Below are 16,986 nucleotides of genomic sequence, written 5' to 3'. Positions count from 1 at the left end.
CTTATTTTCCCAGCTGGGGAAGATAATAAATAGAATAAAAAGTTTAATGTATTATGCCCACACCAGGGTTATTTACAATATGATTTTAATACCAATAAAAAAATATAAAAAAACAAGAAATATCTTACCCAATAAATAAAGATACTATTATTTTGAATTTCTATAGAAAATAGAAATAAGTCGCTAATTGATAAAGCACGGTTATTATTGGAAAACCTTAAATTCTCTCATTAGTCAAATAACCCAAGGCATTAGCAGTGTCGGCGCCGTTTTCATTTTAGTTCGCCCACCGGCAGTGCCTGCGTCAATGTATATATCCAGCATATTCATGACGGATATCACATTCGCCACAGAGAAATTTCCCAAGCTACACTGCAACGTCTAGATTGAAATAAAAATCTCATCCGACCACTGAAGTGAGCCTAGGTCAGAGAGATAAATAACAATAATGGTTTGGTGGTATCTGATATAACCCAAACACTCGATGGAGACTGCAATGATCGCCTACCCTAATCTACTCGCCCCGCTTGACCTCGGTTTTACCACGTTAAAAAACCGCGTACTGATGGGCTCTATGCATACCGGTCTGGAAGAGTTGCCCAATGGCCCACAACGTATGGCGCGATTCTATGCCGAGCGAGCCGCTGCGGGCGTCAGCCTGATTGTTACCGGCGGTATTGCCCCGAATAAAAAAGGGGTCGTTTATCAGGGAGGATCGATGCTGACTGAGGAAGGCCAAATCGCCCATCATCGAGTGGTTACCGATGCCGTCCATCAGGCCGGTGGAAAAATCGCGCTGCAAATCCTCCATGCTGGACGTTACAGTTATCAGAAACACCCTGTAGCACCATCCGCGTTGCAAGCCCCGATTAACCCGTTTCCACCGCAAGCATTAACCGCAGTGGAGATCGAGCAAACCATTGCTGATTTTGCTCACTGCGCCAAGCTCGCCCAGCAAGCCGGTTACGACGGCGTGGAAATCATGGGTTCCGAAGGTTATCTGATCAACCAGTTTCTGGCCGCCAGAACCAATCAGCGTACCGATGAATGGGGTGGCTGCTTTGAGAACCGTATGCGTTTTGCCGTGGAAATCGTCCGAGCAGTACGTCAGGCTGCGGGTACAGAATTTATCCTTATTTATCGTTTATCCATGTTGGATCTGGTGGAGGAAGGCTCCGATTGGCAGGAAATTGAACAACTGGCACTGGCGATTGAACAAGCAGGCGCAACCTTGATAAATACCGGCATCGGGTGGCATGAAGCTCGAATTCCCACGATTGCGACCATGGTACCAAGGGCCGGTTTCAGTTGGGTTACCCGTAAATTGATGGGAAAAGTAACCATCCCGTTAATCACCACTAACCGAATAAATGATCCAGAGGTCGCGGAGCAGGTTCTGGCTGACGGCTGTGCCGATATGGTTTCGATGGCTCGCCCATTCCTCGCAGATCCGGCATTTGTCCAAAAAGCTGCAGAAGGTCGAGCCGATGAAATCAACACCTGCATCGGCTGTAATCAAGCTTGCCTCGATCAGATTTTTGAAGGCAAACTCACTTCTTGCCTGGTCAACCCACGCGCCTGTCGCGAAAGTGAAATGCCGGTTATTGTTACATCGGTACCCAAGCGGTTGGCGGTTGTCGGTTCCGGCCCGGCAGGTTTGTCTTTTGCTATCACTGCCGCCAGTCGGGGGCATCAGGTCACTTTATTTGAAGCTGCCGATGATATTGGTGGCCAATTCAATATTGCCCGCCAGATTCCCGGTAAAGAAGAGTTTAATGAAACTCTGCGCTATTTCCGTCGACAGTTGGACATCCAAGGCGTCACTCAAATGTTGGGCAAACCGGTACAAGCCGAAGAATTGGTCGGGTTTGATGAAGTGATTCTTGCCTGCGGTATCATGCCTCGACTCCCGATAATCGAAGGCATTCATCATGCCAAAGTGCTCACCTATATTGATGTACTACGGGATAAAAAACCCGTTGGAGCACGAGTAGCCATTATTGGTGCCGGAGGGATCGGCTTTGATACCGCCGAATATCTCAGCCAATCGGGGGAATCTACCAGTCTGGATAGCCAGGCATTCAATACCGAATGGGGAATCGATCAGCGTCTGGAACACCGAGGAGGCCTTGATCCACAAGGCCCAGCACTTCCAGCGTCTCCACGACAGATATTCTTGTTGCAACGTAAAACAAGTAAAGTTGGCGATGGGTTAGGAAAGACGACTGGCTGGATTCACCGTGCCAGTTTAGCGATGCGGGGTGTTAAAATGCTTAACAGCGTCAGTTATGATCGTATTGATGATGAAGGTTTGCACATTACCCGAGCAGAACAATCAAGCTGTCTGCCAGTGGATACCGTGATTATTTGTGCCGGACAGGAACCACGCCGAGAACTTTACCAGCCGCTGCTGGATATGGGGAAACCGGTGCATTTGATTGGCGGCGCAGATGTGGCGGTGGAACTGGATGCACGGCGAGCCATCGATCAAGGTACCCGTTTGGCACTTGCCATCTGACAAAATAAAGTGGCAGAGAAAAAATATCGCGATCGCGACTTTAGGTCGCGAAATAAACAGAACCCCACCCAAAGTGGGGTTCGTCAACGGCAGGGGAGGAGTTGTCAGCTCCCTACCCCGCGATTAGAAATCGCTGTACGACATATCCAGGCTACCGGAACCACCACCTTCATGGCGAGAGCCAGAGCTGGTTTTCACTGCTTTCAGCACCACAAACTTCTGATTGGAGTCAATGGTTTCACAGTTGCCAAATAGGCGATTCAGCTTATGGTAATAATCCAAATGACGGTTACCGACGATCATCAACTCACCGCCGGTTTTCAAGCAACGTTTTGCATCACAAAACATCTGCCAGGCCACATGGTCGCTGACCGTATGTTGCTGATGGAAAGGAGGGTTGCAAAATACCATCTGCAAACTTTCTCGCTCGACACCAGCCAGACCATGGCTCACCATAAAGTCACAGCGTGCCAGATCCTGTGGTAGGTTGCGTTCAATATTCAAACGGCTGGATGCCACCGCCATATAAGACTCATCCACGAACAACATCTCGGCATCAGGATTCTGCTCGACGGCAATCAACCCGACAACACCGTTACCACAGCCCAAATCAGCCATTTTGCCACTCAGGTTATATGGCAGGTTTTCCATAAAGAAACGCGCGCCAATATCCAAATTGTTGCGAGAGAAAACGTTAGCGTGATTATGAATTACATAATCAGTGCCACCCAATGGCCAATCCGCTGTTTCCAGCGTTTCAGTCAACGGCAAATCGGCAACTTCACAGTGAATCAAACGGGCTTTTTTCCACGCCAGACTGGTTTTGGTTGGGCCTAAAATTCGCTCAAACAGTTGCAGAGTGGAATTGTGTACATCGCGAGCTTTAGCACCGGCAATAATAACGGTATCCGGTGCTACCACACGGCGCAGCGCCTGTAACTGATGTTCCAGCAATGCCAGAGCCTTAGGAATCTTGATCACCACCAGCGCCGGTGCGTCGGGTAAGGCATCCATGCAGCTCAGCAAGGTCACCGCATCTTCATCCAGACGGTTCAACCGCAAATTATGCGCGGTACCCAGCTGACTCATGTAGGAATCGCTGATGCTATATGGATTAGACGCGTGTAATGCACAGGCCAAAGCACCAAACTGATCGTTAAACAGCAGCACCGGACGCCCGGCAGCTTTACTGATGTCGATGTTTTTTAACAGATATTCATCTGCTGCTTCCCACGCCTGAAGGTTGGTTGAATCTTCCTGCTGTGGAAAACGTTCCAATCTAAGGCTTTGCGTTTCCAAATCGAGTTGGCTCATCGCCGCTCCTAAATAATAAATTTGGGCTGTTTATCCCCTAAAACGGGCGATCAGTAAATTGTTTTTTCACTAATAAGAGTTTTATTGATAACGGACTAACCAGAGGGGAATTCTTCTTATAGTTATATAATTGATGTATAGGGATATATTTTAATAATGAATAAACCTCAAAAAATTCTACAGTTTATCCCATTTTTAGTTCACTAAGGATATTGCAGCTATCAAATTGAAATAAGCAAATATACAATCCGCTCACTAATTCCAAGCGACAAGGTTATATATCCGGTAATGATAATACATTATTAATGAAACAAATTAAAGAACTAATTAACGCGAAACGACAAAAGCAATTTCCTATGCTTGCCCTGCAATATAATAGCCACGGAAGGTACGAACTCATGGATGTCTGCAATTTTTTAACACCAAAGTCCCACGTCAAATCACCACTATGTCACACCAGAATGCGTCAAATCTTTCGTCATAATTTATGTACTAAAAGCGTTGCTACTGCGCTATTGGTGATGAATAGCGCTGGCGTCAATGCTATTGATATTGATATTCACTACTCTGCTAACCAAAGAATAGTTCACTACTTTGCTAACCCAAAAATAGAATGTTTCAAGGCAGGTACCTCCTTCTCTCTGAGTTGCCCTGGAATATCATCATCTCACCAACTAGAGGAAGGCCAAAACGCGTTCTTTCACGGTTATAGCTATGAAGATTCGCTTAAAACAGCGAAAAAAGGCAATCAGGTTACCCTCAATGATCAATCCACCCTCGACGTTCTAAAAGCTTATGGTGATAGCCAGATTAACGCCGGAGACCAGGTTGGCATCATTGATGCCCACCTTAGTGACAATAGCGTGATGCATTTATCCCAGCAGGCACATACCGATGCAATTAGCGTGAACGATCATGCCACATTATTTATGCAAGACTCGTCCAGTGTGAAACAACTGTATGTGGTTGGAGAACCGGCTAAGGCAGTACTACGAGATACTGCCGACGTACAGCAAGATGCTTATATGATCTGGGGGGGGAAACTGAAGCTCGAAAATGGGAAAATCACGCTGGGAGGCGATACTATATTCTATATGGGAGGCACTTTAGAGGATACTTCAGCGGTCACTTTAACCAATAATGGTAGAATAAAATTCGTTCAAGATGATGCTCAAATCGTAAACAGTAATCTACAAGGAAAAGGAACGCTGATTAAGCAAGGTGTAGGCAAACTCACCTTAACCGGAAAAAATAACTATCATGGTGGCACACAAGTTTATTCTGGGACGTTAGAACTTGCTGGCGCTAATCACCACGGTAATATTCAAGGTCTTAATCTCTCTGAATCTTTTCCTGACCTTATACTGGCCGCACCCTCTGTCTTTGAAATTTATCGTCCGAAGAATAAATGGTTAGAAATAAACGCGGCCACCATATTTACTGGTTCTATTAATAATATGACGCAGGTCGATATCGATAATAGCCATTGGGTAACCAAGGGTAATTCTGTGATTGAGGGACTTTCTCTTTATAACAAAGCAAAAATAATCATCCCCCCCGTTAATAAAACCAATGATATTTACGTGAGTGGCAATTATTCTTCTGATGATAAGAATAATGAAATACACGTAAAAACACAAATAGGAAACAATAAATTCCCAGCAACGCATTTAACTATCAATGGTAATGTAACAGGTACGACTTATATCGTAGTGGATAATAATCTCTTTTCTGGGTTCAAGGATGAACAGGATGATGAACTCAAACTCATCGAGGTGAATGGCAAGGTAGACGGTGACTTTGTTCAACGAGGGCGAATTACGGTCGGTGCTTATGACTACCGCTTGCTCAAACAACAAGATGCGGGGAATTATCGCTGGTCTTTGACGAATAAAGTCTCTCTCGACCCTGCGGCGGCTAACTCAGCTATGCGGGTGTATCGTCCTGAAGTCGCTGGCTATATCGCCAATCAGGCAGCAGCTAATACGTTGTTTATGAGCGAAATACAGGATCGCTTTAATGAAAGCGAATATCTTGACCCCACTAGCGGCGAAAAAATGACCACCCATATGTGGATGAAAAGTATGCAGGGTATCCACCGTTTTAAAGACACATCAGGTCAGTTAAATAATAAAGCGACTCGCTATTCCATTCAAATTGGTGACGCACTTAGCCAATGGTCAGCAACTGAGAAGGATCGTGGATATATCGGCTTAACTGGCGGTTACGGTAAAAGTGAGGCGGATAACCAATCAAATATTACCGGGTACAGCGCTCATTCAAGAGTACACGGATATAACCTCGGTGCTTACACGTCTTGGTATGCCGATTATCGCAACCAACTCGGTGCCTATGTTGATATTCTGGCGCAATACAGCTGGTATAAAAATAGCGTAACTAGCCAGAATTCAATTAGCGAGCAATACCAGAGTAAAGGCTTCACCACAGCCATATCCACCGGATATAACTTTAAGCTGGCGGAACGGGAACAATTAAGTTTGTTTATTCAACCCAAGGCCAAAGTTGTCTGGCAGGGAATCAGGGGCGGTCAGCATACTGAAGCCAACGGAATGCAGGTATCCTCATCACATAAAGGTAATCTGATGACTGATATCGGGTTACGCAGCCATATGATTATCAATATGGATACTCTGTCAGGGAAACAAACACTACAGGTTGAACCCTATTTAGAAACAAGCTGGATTCATAACGATAATAAAGCGGACATTATCATGGATAACGCCAGCGTTGGGCAAGCGGGTAACAAGAATATTGCGCAAGTCAAAATCGGCGTTGAGGGTACCTTTGACAAAAATCTCAATATTTGGGGGAATTTAGGGCATCAAGCCGGAAGAAAGGGTTACTCCGACACCAGTGCCGGTGTAGGTATCAAGTACCACTTTTAACACGGATACCGATGCTGGCAAAGGTTGAATGAAGCGTGCCTGCATCGGTACATTTTTTGTTTAATATAGCGGGAAACGGTATTATCGGCGGATAACTTCACTATGCAGCTCTCTTCGCGAGAATTGCCACAGTGATCATTTTTCGTGAACTTTCCTAGCCAGGACGCATTCAAATGCAGGAACTGACCTATCTGCAAGGTTATCCCGAACAGTTGCAAACTCAGGTTCGTCAGCTAATCACTGAACAACGTCTGGGACAGGTATTACATAACCGTTACCCTCAGCCACATGATTACAATACTGACAAGTCGCTCTATCAATATACGATTGACCTAAAAAACCAGTATCTACGCAACGCTCAACCGATTAGTAAAGTGGCTTACGACAGTAAAATTCAGGTCATGAAGCACGCTTTGGGGCTACATACCTCTATTTCACGGATCCAGGGTGGAAAGCTAAAAGCCAAAGCAGAGATCCGAGTGGCGACGGTATTTAAAAATGCACCCGAACCTTTTCTGAAAATGATTGTGGTACATGAGTTAGCTCATTTAAAAGAGAAGGAACATAATAAGGCCTTCTACAGTTTGTGCTGCCATATGGAGCCGGAATACCATCAGTTAGAGTTTGATACTCGTCTGTATCTGACTCAGCTTTCTCTGTTTGGCAATATTTACCCTTAATCGGCCTGAGTTATCCAGCATCAATTCATTTTCGCGACCGATGGTTGTCTTAACTGTCGGCCTAACGTTTCACATTGAGCACTGATACGGAGCTTCCGATGATTCGTTTTGCTGTGATTGGCACTAACTGGATTACTGAACGTTTTATTGATGCCGCCCACGAAAGTGGTCGGATGAAACTGACCGCAGTTTACTCACGCAGTCTGGCGCAGGCACAAGATTTCGGCGATAAATTTGCGATCAAAACCTGTTTTGATTCATTGGAACAATTAGCCAACAATGATGATATCGACGCCGTTTATATCGCCAGTCCCAACTCTTTGCATTATTCGCAAGCTCTCACGCTACTTAGTCATAAAAAACACGTTATTTGTGAGAAATCCCTCGCCTCAAATTTAGCTGAAGTTGAAGCGCTGGTGGCTTGCGCCAGACAACATCAGGTTGTGTTATTCGAAGCGTTTAAAACAGCTTATTTGCCCAACTTTATTCAACTGAAACAAGCTCTGCCCAGACTGGGTAAGTTGCGCAAAGCTTTTATTAATTTCTGTCAATATTCCTCTCGTTATCAGCGCTATCTTGATGGCGAAAATCCGAATACCTTCAATCCAGCCTTTTCCAACGGATCAATTATGGATATTGGCTACTACTGTCTCGCCAGTGCCATTGCGTTATGGGGAGAACCATTAACTCTTCAAGCCAGCGCCACTCTGCTGCCAAGCGGTGTGGATGCTCACGGTACGGTTTGCCTGAACTATGGTGATTTTGACGTCGTACTGTTTCACTCTAAAGTCAGTCAATCGGATATCCCCAGCGAGATTCAGGGCGAAACAGGCTCACTGATTATTGAAAGAATCTCCGAGTGTCACCGCATAACCTATACTCCAAGAGGTGAAGAAAAACAGGATTTGACGCTGCCACAGCATGAAAACAATATGCGCTATGAAGCAGAGGTTTTCGCTGATCTGATTGAAAATCATCAATTCGAGCATTCAGGATTGGCTCTTTCACTCAGTACTGCACGGTTGCAAACCGAAATTCGTAGCCAGACCGGAATCGTGTTCCCGGCAGACAATTGCCTATCCTTTTAAGGCTGTTTGATTTGCCACGTTGCAGCAGGGTCGTATCTGGGATTCTCACGTACCCTGCGTGCGCTACAGTCTTCTGCGCGACCCTCGTTTAGACTGGTCATCACCGGGGTGCCCACCAAATGGGATAGATGCTTAATCGGCTAATTTGATGAATGAGATTGACCTGATAACCCTTTTGCATTATTTTCTGCGCTGCAAAGGGGAGTAACTTCTTATTGCCGGTCTGCCGTCATTACGGTGCGAAAGCACCCGGTTACCGGGCAACCTCATTATGTAATAGCGACGAGTACGCTTTTACATCATCAGTGTTGTAAGTGAGACCTTGCCGGAAGGCGAGGTTTGCTTGCAGCTCAGACATAGCGGCTGGCGTCTTCCGACGTTGGCCGTTTTTGTTTTTTATGAGGTTCCTTTAATGATGAATTCCGTTGGTACGCCCGCACTGTGGGGCTGTTTTGCCGTTGTTGTAACCATTATGCTGGCCATTGACCTGTTCCTGCAGGGACGCCGTGGTTCTCAAACCATGACTCTACGTCAGGCTGCCGCCTGGTCACTGGTATGGGTCAGTCTGGCGATGCTGTTTAACGCCGGTTTTTGGTGGTATCTGAGTGAAAGCGTAGGACGTGATATTGCAGATAAGCAAGCGCTCGCATTCCTGACCGGCTATCTGATTGAAAAAGCCTTGGCGGTTGATAACGTCTTTGTCTGGCTAATGTTATTTAGCTATTTTGCCGTTCCCGCCAATCTCCAACGTCGGGTATTAATTTACGGCGTATTGGGCGCTATCGTGCTGCGTACCGGGATGATTTTCGCCGGTAGCTGGCTGGTTTCCCAGTTTAGCTGGATACTTTATGTCTTTGGTGCCTTCCTGCTGTTTACCGGTCTTAAAATGGCGCTGGCCAAAGAAGATAACAGCCCTATTGGCGACAAACCGCTGGTTCGCTGGATTCGCAGCCATTTGCGTATGACTGATGAACTACAAGGCGATCGTTTTGTTATTCGCAAAAATGGGCTGTTGTACGCAACGCCTTTGGTGTTGGTCCTGATTTTAGTTGAACTGAGCGATGTTATTTTTGCCGTCGATAGTATTCCAGCGATCTTTGCCGTCACCACCGATCCCTTTATCGTCTTGACCTCTAACCTGTTCGCCATTCTTGGCCTACGGGCGATGTATTTCCTATTGGCGAACGTTGCAGAGCGTTTCACTATGCTGAAATACGGCCTGGCGATAATCTTGGTATTTATCGGTACCAAAATGATGATTATCGATCTATTCCATATTCCAATCGGTATTTCACTCGGCGTTGTGGCCGGTATTCTGGTGGTTACCCTGATGATTAACGCTTGGGTGAATCATCGTGCCGACAGCCGTTTAACAAACAATAAAAAGCACCCTCACTAATTTTGTGTCTACTTGCCTGATAATCTATTACACGGGGTGCCAAGCACCCCGTCTTTATTTGGCTGATACCACTAATGACCAAATGTTATCTCGATCACAGATATGTAAACAAAATGTTATACAAAGTGATCATTATTATATTTTACCAATTGTCTCTTTTCAGCCCTATTCATTTCCTTATACTCAATCTTGCAAACACCGTTAGTGACAGGTCTGAAGAAAAAATATCCGGTCAGGTTCCGGCCGAGGTATGCAACCTGTGCAACACCGTCCAACACAACAGCATAAAGTTCACTGGGAAGAGGCAGAATCGAAAACTATGGAAAATAAACAATCAGGGCTTATAGCGTACCTATCTCGAGGCAGTCTGGTTAAACAGATATTAGTTGGTCTACTCGCCGGTATTGCTTTAGCTAGCGTATCTCCGGCCTCGGCAGTTGCAGTCGGTTTGCTGGGCACCTTGTTTGTTGGCGCGCTGAAAGCCGTCGCACCGGTATTAGTATTGATACTAGTTATGGCTTCTATTGCAAACCATAAACAAGGGCAGAAAACCAGTATTCGCCCCATTTTATTTCTGTATTTACTGGGAACATTCTCTGCCGCATTGATCGCCGTGGCCATCAGCTTTATGTTCCCTTCCACATTAGTATTGGCAACGCATAACGCCGATATCACCCCACCAGGCGGCATCGTAGAAGTACTGAAAGGGCTGTTACTCAGCATCGTAGCCAACCCAATTAACGCTCTGCTTAACGGCAACTATATCGGCATTCTGGCTTGGGCGGTGGGGCTAGGTTTTGCTTTGCGCCATGCGGCAGACTCAACAAAATCACTGATTACGGATATGTCTCACGCCGTGACTTTTGTCGTGCGGGTAGTGATTCGCTTTGCGCCAATCGGTATTTTCGGTTTGGTGGCTTCAACGTTGGCAGAAACCGGCTTCAGCGTATTACTGGGTTATATACAATTACTTATTGTATTGATAGGTTGTATGTTACTGGTGGCGCTAGTTGTTAATCCATTGATCGTATTCTGGAAAATTCGTCGTAATCCATACCCTCTGGTCTTTGCCTGCCTACGCGAAAGTGGCGTTACCGCCTTCTTTACCCGTAGCTCAGCGGCTAATATTCCGGTGAATATGGAGTTGTGCAAAAAGCTGAATTTAAACGAAGATACTTATTCGGTTTCCATTCCGTTAGGTGCCACCATTAATATGGCCGGTGCGGCCATTACTATTACCGTACTAACACTGGCAGCAGTGCATACGCTGGGTATCACCGTAGACTTGCCGACAGCATTGCTGCTCAGCATCGTTGCTGCCGTCTGTGCCTGTGGTGCATCCGGTGTGGCTGGTGGTTCGCTACTACTGATTCCCTTGGCCTGTAATATGTTCGGTATTCCGAATGAAATTGCCATGCAAGTGGTTGCCGTAGGCTTTATCATTGGTGTATTGCAGGATTCCGCCGAAACCGCGCTAAACTCCTCAACCGATGTCCTGTTTACCGCCGCAGCTTGTCAGGCAGACGATGCTAAGCTGGCTAATCCAGACCCATTGGCAACTCGCTAATTTCGTATGATACTCGCAATAAGGGCGGCGTAAGTCGCCCTTTTTTACGTTTTCTTTTCGGCCAAAAAGGGATCGATACCCTGTAATTGCAGGCGATGGAAGCGAATAATATTAAATCCATTGATCAACAAAAAACTACCTTCGATCAGCGAGCCACCGATCGAACCCAGCCAGATGTTATGAATCACCCAACAGGCGGTGGAACCCCACATAATACAGCGGGTAGTTAAACCCTGTGTACGAAACAGCGCCCAGGTACTGGCAACGGTACCCAGTATCGGTAACAGTTCGACCCAATGCTGCATACGCCATAGACCCAATACCAACGTCAGAGTGATAAAAACCACCATGACAATATGGCTGCGGGTTTTCATGGAAATCAGGGTTCGTAAGGCGTTAAGAGCCGCGCTGCTGCCTGCCGCACTGGCACCCATCAAAAAAAAGTGACAACCGATAATCGCGCTGTAGACAGAAAGTTGCTGCTTGAAACGTCGTTCATCCCGGTTGAAAAACATGGTGATACCAACAAAAAATGCAAGTACACCAACAGCTTGTGCAAACCAATAGAACGTCATGGGGAGATATTCCTGGTATAGAGACGTCCCTATCTCATCTGAGGCCGTTCAAGTGTAAAACGACACGCTTACCGCCAGAAATTTCTGGCAGTAAGCAACCTGTAAAAATGAAATGACGTTTTACATGATTTGTTTTTTTATACTGCTTACAAGGTGACGCCACTTTTAAAAATGGCTAACTCACGGAAATCATTGACTTCATTACGTGCTGATTTGCCGTTGGCAATCGCGACAATCAGCTCAACAAACTCTTCCAGTAGATTTTCCATCGTCGTGCCTTTGATCAATTTTCCCGCATCAAAGTCGATCCAGTGCGATTTTTTCGCCGCCAATTCACTATTGGTCGCTATTTTCACCGTGGGTACAAAACCGCCATAAGGTGTACCCCGGCCAGTACTGAACAGCACCATATGGCAGCCGGCACCAGCCAGAGCACTGGTTGCCACCGCATCATTCCCCGGCGCGCTAAGTAAATTCAGCCCGGGATGCTGGAGGCGCTCGCCGTATTTCAATACATCAACCACTTGGCTCTGTCCTGCTTTCTGAGTACAACCCAATGATTTTTCTTCCAACGTCGTGATGCCACCGGCTTTATTACCCGGTGATGGGTTTTCGTAGATCGGTTGGTGGTGGGCAATAAAATACTGTTTGAAATCATTGACCATACTGACGGTTTTTTCGAAGATTGACTCGTCACGACAGCGGCTCATCAGAATACGCTCCGCACCAAACATTTCCGGAACTTCCGTCAGTACCGAGGTACCGCCATTGGCGATCACATAATCCGAGAATCGCCCGAGCAGCGGGTTGGCGGTAATACCAGAAAGCCCGTCAGAGCCACCACATTCCAAACCAAATTTAAGCTCACTCAGCTTGCCCGCCTCGCGATGGTCACCACGCATGGTCTGATAAAGTTCGCGCAGACGTTCCAAGCCAGCTTCAACTTCATCATCCTGCTGCTGACACACCATAAAGCGCACGCGATCGCTGTCCACTTCACCTAAGGTGGATTGAAAGACATCAACCTGGTTATTCTCACAGCCCAGTCCAATCACCAATACCGCGCCAGCATTGGGATGACGCACCATATTTTGCAGCATGGTGCGGGTATTTTCGTGATCCTGACCAAGTTGTGAACAACCAAATGGATGGCTGAATAAATGCACGCCGTCAATTTCCGCCGCATCATTGGTTTCTTTTAGAAAACGCTGCTGAATTTGTCTGGCGATACCATTTACACAACCTACGGTAGGAATGATCCACAATTCGTTACGGATAGCGACATCACCGTTTTTACGACGATAAATCTGAACTTCTCTATCGGCCATTTGTGCTGGCAGATCACTGAATTCCGGTTGATACTGATATTGATCCAAGTCGCTTAAATTAGTTTTCGCATTCTGTGAATGGATGTGTTCGCCAGCCTGAATCAGGCTCAAGGCATGCCCAATCGGCAAACCGTATTTCACAATCATCTGATCTGGCTGGATAGTAGACAGTGCAAATTTATGCCCACGAACAACTGATTGAGCCAACGTTATTGTCATGTCATCGATGTTAATGACATCTCCCTGCGCCAAATCCTGTAGCGCGACAGCGACATTATCCAGCGGATGAATTTTTATCGTCTTTTGCATAGAAAAAACCTTTAGCTATAAACCGCAATGGTTGCTCTCATTCCGCGATCCAGAATGGTTTGCAACTGCTCTGTTACCTGATCGACCAGATGAGGAACCTGGGTCAAATCCTGCCCCCAGTGGCCAGCATCAGACAAAACAGTCTGAACTAATGCACCCGTAGTCATTTCTCCCTGTTTCACACCGCTCCATAGGCGAGAATACATTTCCAGCCAGTGAGCATCATCTTGCAGTGGGTAGGCGCCCCCTTGACGCTCACCGCGATAAAAGACGATTAATGCCGCCAGTGCCAACGTCAAACGCGGTGGTAACATGCCTTTTTGCTGCTGAAAGGCCAGTAACTGTGGCAGGATTCGGGTACGGAATTTGGTCATGCCGTTCAGCGCAATAGAAAGTAATTGGTGCTGAATAAAGGGGTTACGGAAGCGGCTCAACACAGCCTGAGAGAAGGAAAGCAGTTCGTCTTCAGGTAAATCCAGCACTGGCACGATCTCTTCGGTAATGGTTTTCTCCACAAATTGGCTGATTTCAGGATCGTTCATGGTCTGCCCGACGGTGTCCAGCCCCGCCAGATAAGCAATCGGTACTAGCGCTGTATGCGCACCATTCAAAATCGCCACCTTGCGTTCTTTGTAAGGCTTGATGTCATCCACAATGCGCACATTCAGATCCAACTGATCCAACCGCAGCTCTTTTGCCAGCCATTGCGGTCCTTGGATAACCAACAGATAGAAGTATTCTGCCGTGTCGATAAAGCTATCCTGATAACCCAGTTCCGCCTGTAACGTCGCCACTTCATCGCGGGGATAGCCGGTAACAATCCGATCCACCAGAGTAGAGCAAAATGTATTGTTCTCTATTAGCCAGCGGGTAAAATCTGCCGGTAATTGCCAATGTTCGGCATAACGCAATACCAGTTCGCGCAAAGCCTCGCCGTTGTAATCAATCAGTTCACAAGGCAGTAATACCCAGCCTTTATCCGTCGCGCCGTCAAAATACGAATAACGCTCAAAAAGCAAACGGGTGAGTTTGGCAGGGAAAGAACTCGGTGGCGCATCATCCGGTTTATCTTGCTCATTCCAGGCAATGCCCGCTTCGGTCGTATTAGAAAAAACAAAGCGAATATTGGCATCACGAGCCAGCGCCAGATACTCATCAAACTGGCGATAAATATTGATTTCCCGATTGACTGAGCGAATCAGACGAGACTCTCGCACCGCTTCACCTTGATCATTCAGCCCACGAATAACTGTGGTATACAGGCCATCCTGAGTGCTCAGAGAGGGAGGAAAATCGGTATCTATCGGGCGGATCACAACTATTCCGGCATTAAGATCGGTATGTTCGTTAAGTAAATCCAGCTGCCAGTCAATAAAGGCGCGCAAGAAGTTACCTTCACCAAATTGGATGACTTTGTCAGGATAACTACGGCCAGGAAAATCACGACGGTTCAGGGTTTGCATATTGGGTCCACCTTATAACGCTTTCAGCCGTGGACAGGTCATGATCCCCAGACCGGCATCCGATGCACAATCGGTCACTGACCATCCCGCAGACAACGTTGAATTAACCAAGAATTTAAAAGCGAGAGGCCAGTTGGCACTCCCGCTTGGCGTATTACAGCTCGATCGCGAAATACTGCCTGGCGTTATCAAAACAAATATTTTTCACCATCGCCCCCAGCAGTTCGATATCTGCGGGTGCTTCACCATCAGCCACCCAACGGCCGATCATCTGGCACAAGATTCGGCGAAAATATTCATGGCGAGTATAAGAAAGGAAGCTGCGGCTATCGGTCAACATACCCACGAAGCGGCTTAATAGACCCAGTTGTGCTAATTGCGTCATCTGACGTTGCATGCCGTCTTTTTGGTCATTGAACCACCAGCCAGAACCAAACTGCATTTTCCCCGCCTCACCTTCCCCCTGGAAATTACCCACCATAGTGCCGATAACTTCGTTATCCCGTGGGTTCAGACAGTAAAGGATGGTTTTAGGCAATGCATTACGCAGTCCTTGGGCATCCAACAAGCGAGACAACGGTTGTGCCAGCGGTTGATCATTAATTGAGTCAAAACCAATATCTGGGCCAACCAGATTAAACATGCGGCTATTATTATTGCGCAGAGCGCCAATGTGATACTGCTGTACCCATTCACGACGATGATATTCACCGGACAGGAACAACAAGACCGCCGTTTTAAACTGAGCCACTTCTTCCGGAGTTGGCGAGCTACCAGCCAGACGACGCGCCAGAATATCATTGAGGGTTGCTTCGTCAGCTTCGCCGTAGACCACAACATCCAACGCATGATCAGATACCTTGCAACCGTGAGCGGCAAAATGATCCATGCGTTTTTTCAATGCATCACACAAATCGGAGAATTGGCTGATTGAAGTGTCGGCGGCAGCCTCAAGCAATTTGATGTAATCATTAAAACCAGCGGCTTCAATATTGAAGGCTTTATCCGGACGCCAGCTTGGCAACACTTTGATAGTAAAGCTGCTATCAGCATCAATGGTTTTATGGTGGCGCAGGTCATCAATAGGGTCATCAGTGGTACCGACCATTTTGACATTCATTTGCTGCATGATACCGCGTGCTGAAAACTGGGGTTGTGCCAGCAGTTCATTACCGCGCTGCCAGATTTCTTCCGCTGTTTTTGGCGAAAGCAGTTTACCGGTGATACCAAAAGGCCGGCGCAATTCTAAATGCGTCCAGTGGTACAGCGGGTTGCCGATAGTGTGAGGCACCGTAGCTGCCCAGGCTTCGAATTTCTCTTTATCACAGGCATCACCCGTACAGAAACGCTCTGCAACACCGTTGGTACGCATGGCACGCCATTTGTAGTGATCACCTTTCAGCCAGATGTCATACAGATTCTTGAAACGATAGTCTTCTGCGATTTGTTCTGGCGGTAAATGGCAGTGATAGTCATAGATCGGCTGATCTTTTGCATAATCGTGATACAGACGACGGGCAAACTCAGTCTCTAGCAAAAAATCTTCGGTTAAAAACTGCGACATATTGGCTTCCTCACATGGCTACATCGTAGAGCACTGTTTTCTGTTATCGCGAAGTTATCACACCAATTTAATCTAGCGTCCAGTACTTTTACCTGACAGCCATCGCAAAAACCTAACAAAATGAACAAATACTCAACACATTCGGTTTAATTTGTCCCTTTAACCGTCAGGGATGATGAGTTCTATTATTCCCTAATTGAAAAGTGGTTTTTGTGATATCACTCAACTTTTAAATCTGTATGACAAGTTATTGTTGCGTCGCCTTGAATCATCTT

At 46.5% G+C, this 16,986-nt stretch carries 11 protein-coding genes; 6 read left to right on the top strand and 5 right to left on the bottom strand.

Annotated features, from left to right (window positions below):
• Nucleotides 1-496 precede the first annotated feature (496 nt).
• Nucleotides 497-2,518: an oxidoreductase gene (locus DJ39_RS03955; protein ID WP_004722548.1), complete on the top strand. Its 2,022-nt coding sequence runs from the start codon at nt 497-499 to the stop codon at nt 2,516-2,518.
• 123 nt (nt 2,519-2,641) lie between these two features.
• Here the strand turns inward: DJ39_RS03955 and rlmG are convergent, their stop codons facing one another.
• On the bottom strand, nt 2,642-3,832 hold the full coding sequence (gene rlmG, locus DJ39_RS03950) for a 23S rRNA (guanine(1835)-N(2))-methyltransferase RlmG (RefSeq protein WP_004722549.1): 1,191 nt from the start codon (nt 3,830-3,832) through the stop codon (nt 2,642-2,644).
• A gap of 305 nt (nt 3,833-4,137) precedes the next feature.
• Here rlmG and DJ39_RS17090 point away from each other — a divergent pair, with 305 nt between their 5' ends.
• The 5 genes from DJ39_RS17090 (at nt 4,138) to sstT (ending at nt 11,472) form a co-directional block, all read left to right on the top strand.
• Nucleotides 4,138-6,738, top strand: coding sequence for an autotransporter outer membrane beta-barrel domain-containing protein (locus DJ39_RS17090; RefSeq protein ID WP_049688231.1), 2,601 nt, complete (start codon nt 4,138-4,140; stop codon nt 6,736-6,738).
• Between the two features lie 173 nt (nt 6,739-6,911).
• Nucleotides 6,912-7,418 (top strand): M48 metallopeptidase family protein, encoded by a 507-nt coding sequence (locus DJ39_RS03940; RefSeq protein ID WP_004722554.1) that lies wholly within the window; start codon nt 6,912-6,914, stop codon nt 7,416-7,418.
• Between the two features lie 98 nt (nt 7,419-7,516).
• On the top strand, nt 7,517-8,506 hold the full coding sequence (locus DJ39_RS03935; protein ID WP_004722556.1) for a Gfo/Idh/MocA family protein: 990 nt from the start codon (nt 7,517-7,519) through the stop codon (nt 8,504-8,506).
• Nucleotides 8,507-8,918: 412 nt separating this feature from the next.
• Nucleotides 8,919-9,905: a TerC family protein gene (locus DJ39_RS03930; protein WP_038241141.1), complete on the top strand. Its 987-nt coding sequence runs from the start codon at nt 8,919-8,921 to the stop codon at nt 9,903-9,905.
• A gap of 319 nt (nt 9,906-10,224) precedes the next feature.
• Nucleotides 10,225-11,472: a serine/threonine transporter SstT gene (sstT, locus tag DJ39_RS03925; RefSeq protein ID WP_004722559.1), complete on the top strand. Its 1,248-nt coding sequence runs from the start codon at nt 10,225-10,227 to the stop codon at nt 11,470-11,472.
• 44 nt (nt 11,473-11,516) lie between these two features.
• On the opposite strand, the gene DJ39_RS03920 is transcribed toward sstT, so the two are convergent.
• The 4 genes from DJ39_RS03920 to uxaC form a co-directional block, all read right to left on the bottom strand.
• Nucleotides 11,517-12,047, bottom strand: a complete 531-nt coding sequence (locus DJ39_RS03920; RefSeq protein ID WP_004722562.1) for a YgjV family protein — start codon at nt 12,045-12,047, stop codon at nt 11,517-11,519.
• A gap of 146 nt (nt 12,048-12,193) precedes the next feature.
• A complete protein-coding gene (locus tag DJ39_RS03915; protein ID WP_004722565.1) occupies nt 12,194-13,684 on the bottom strand; it encodes a UxaA family hydrolase in 1,491 nt (496 codons plus the stop codon).
• Between the two features lie 11 nt (nt 13,685-13,695).
• Nucleotides 13,696-15,147 carry a tagaturonate reductase gene (locus DJ39_RS03910; protein WP_004722567.1) on the bottom strand — a complete coding sequence of 484 codons (1,452 nt, stop codon included), beginning with the start codon at nt 15,145-15,147 and terminating at the stop codon, nt 13,696-13,698.
• A gap of 154 nt (nt 15,148-15,301) precedes the next feature.
• The gene (gene uxaC, locus DJ39_RS03905) at nt 15,302-16,711 is read right to left on the bottom strand and encodes a glucuronate isomerase (protein WP_004722568.1); all 1,410 of its coding nucleotides are present in this window, start codon (nt 16,709-16,711) and stop codon (nt 15,302-15,304) included.
• Between the last annotated feature and the right edge of the window lie 275 nt (nt 16,712-16,986).

This window comes from Yersinia ruckeri ATCC 29473 (genome assembly GCF_000754815.1).
GTDB classification, from domain to species: domain Bacteria; phylum Pseudomonadota; class Gammaproteobacteria; order Enterobacterales; family Enterobacteriaceae; genus Yersinia; species Yersinia ruckeri.
The sequence above is the reverse complement of the archived record's forward strand: the minus strand, read 5'-3'. Positions and strand labels throughout refer to the sequence as shown.